Below are 1,891 nucleotides of genomic sequence, written 5' to 3'. Positions count from 1 at the left end.
TTAAGTGTTCAACTTAATTATACAATCCGCCAAATTTTTTTTTACAAATTTTACCGATTAATAATGAATGCCATACTTGTGTTTCAAAGCCTCTATATCTTCTCTCATTTCCTGGTCGCATTTTTCAAGTTCTGCTTTGATATACGGCAGATTTCTTCTGACAAGGGCCGCTTTTTTGGCACTTGCCATCTTGTAAACATGTGCCAGTTCCTTCTTGTATGAAGCCATGAGATCCTGCATTTCTTCATCAGTCAGATTCTCATTGATCAATTCTCTTGCATCCTTCTCATTTCCCATGACTGTCTCCTTTCAAGCCAAATAAAATGTAAAGAAAAACACTCCATAGAGGAGTGAATTTTCTCTTATATAAATCCGATCAAATCGGTTGTCATCAATGGAGCGCCTAGAGGGATTCGAACCCTCGCACCCGGTTCCGGAGACCGGTGCTCTATCCCCTGAGCTATAGGCGCTTAACGAGATTAATTATACCATAGATCTTACTGCCTGAAAAGGAACAGCCCGGGTGCCCTGCATCCATTATTTATTCATCTACATAGATTCTTGGAACCCGCTTCAGCCCGCACATGACTTCATGCGGTATGGTATTTACTATGGCAGCAATTTCTTCCGGATAGATCACTTCGTCTCCCTGACGGCCAAGGAGAACGACTTCATCCCCCACCTGGACATCATCACCAGCTGTAATCATCATCTGGTCCATGCATATGCGTCCAATGATGCGGTGCCTCTTTCCGTTGACCAGGACACTTCCCTTATTGGAAAGAGCCCTGTGGAATCCATCCGCATACCCGATCGGGATTGTTGCTGTTCTCATATCTTCTTCCGCTACATATGTCCCGCCGTAGCCAATCGCCTCTCCTTTGCGGAGAACCTGCACATGGGTAATATGGCTGATGAGGCGCATCGGATACTCCAGATCCCACATGTTGTCCATTTCATCGGAGGGATGCGGCCCGTAAAGAATGATTCCGGGCCTTGCCAAATTATACCAGCTCTCCGGCATGTCAAGGACGCCTGCACTGTTGGCGGCTGAAATGATAAATCCTTTCTCCAGTCTTTGCGGCATATGGGAAAGAGCTTCCTCAAATTTTTCCAGCTGCTTTCTTGCTGTAGTTTTATCATGGATATCCGCTTTTGCCATGTGCGTAAAAGTGCCATGGATATGGATATGCGGATATTTCTTTAATTTTTCAAGGAAGCCCTCTACATCTTCAGGATGCGTGCCTATCCGGTTCATACCCGTATCAATAGGAAGCCATACCTCAAGTATTTTCCCCTGGCCCTCTGCCGCTTCTTCGAAAGGTTCCAGTTCCACTGTATCATCCACAGGAACAATTAAATCATACTTTACCGCTGTTTCTGCTTCTTCAGGAAGCGGAAGTCCCAATGTGAAAACAGGGCAGGTGAATCCATCCTTCCTAAGTGCCACGCCTTCTTCTACTCTGGCTACAGCAGCTGAGTTGTATCCCTCTTCAAGAGCAATGCGCATCGTTTCAGAAGCGCCATGACCATAAGCATCTGCTTTAACGACTGCTGTGCAATCCACATGCGCCGGCAAATGACTGCGGATAACCCTCAAATTATGACGAAGGGCACTGCGATTGATTTCTATGTAGGAAACTGACATATGGAATACCTCCTCCAAATAAAAAAGCACCTGGAACCACAGATTGGATTTGACCCATTACTGTATCTATGAAGCCCCAGTGCTCCCTTATTGTATTTTTACACCAATCAAAGTGCGCATAAAAATACGTCAAATTTATTTCTTCCTATCATAAAACAAATACTGAAAAAAAGAAAGATACGAATAAAATTATTATCGAGTAAAGATCTATTCCCGAATTGCAATAATAAGTTGAACACCCGG

General features: G+C 44.2%; 2 protein-coding genes and 1 tRNA gene. All 3 read right to left on the bottom strand.

Annotation, left to right across the window (positions count from 1 at the left end; all coding sequences use genetic code 11):
• Window positions 1-57: 57 nt before the first annotated feature.
• The 3 genes from M3200_RS06185 to alr all read right to left on the bottom strand — a co-directional run bounded on the left by M3200_RS06185 (window position 58) and on the right by alr (window position 1,648).
• Window positions 58-297 (bottom strand): hypothetical protein, encoded by a 240-nt coding sequence (locus tag M3200_RS06185; RefSeq protein WP_022382674.1) that lies wholly within the window; start codon window positions 295-297, stop codon window positions 58-60.
• 98 nt (window positions 298-395) lie between these two features.
• Window positions 396-470 (bottom strand) — tRNA-Arg (locus M3200_RS06180).
• 71 nt (window positions 471-541) lie between these two features.
• A complete protein-coding gene (gene alr, locus M3200_RS06175) occupies window positions 542-1,648 on the bottom strand; it encodes an alanine racemase (protein WP_022382673.1) in 1,107 nt (368 codons plus the stop codon).
• Window positions 1,649-1,891: the final 243 nt, after the last annotated feature.

It is taken from the genome of Dialister sp. CAG:357, from assembly GCF_000435155.1.
Taxonomy (GTDB): domain Bacteria; phylum Bacillota; class Negativicutes; order Veillonellales; family Dialisteraceae; genus Dialister; species Dialister hominis.
The sequence above is the reverse complement of the archived record's forward strand: the minus strand, read 5'-3'. Positions and strand labels throughout refer to the sequence as shown.

What these genes read in the sequence shown, in the direction of transcription:
- M3200_RS06185 (WP_022382674.1), bottom strand. Translation starts at nt 297, where the DNA reads ATGGGAAATGAGAAGGATGCAAGAGAATTGATCAATGAGAATCTGACT.
- alr (WP_022382673.1), bottom strand. Translation starts at nt 1,648, where the DNA reads ATGTCAGTTTCCTACATAGAAATCAATCGCAGTGCCCTTCGTCATAAT.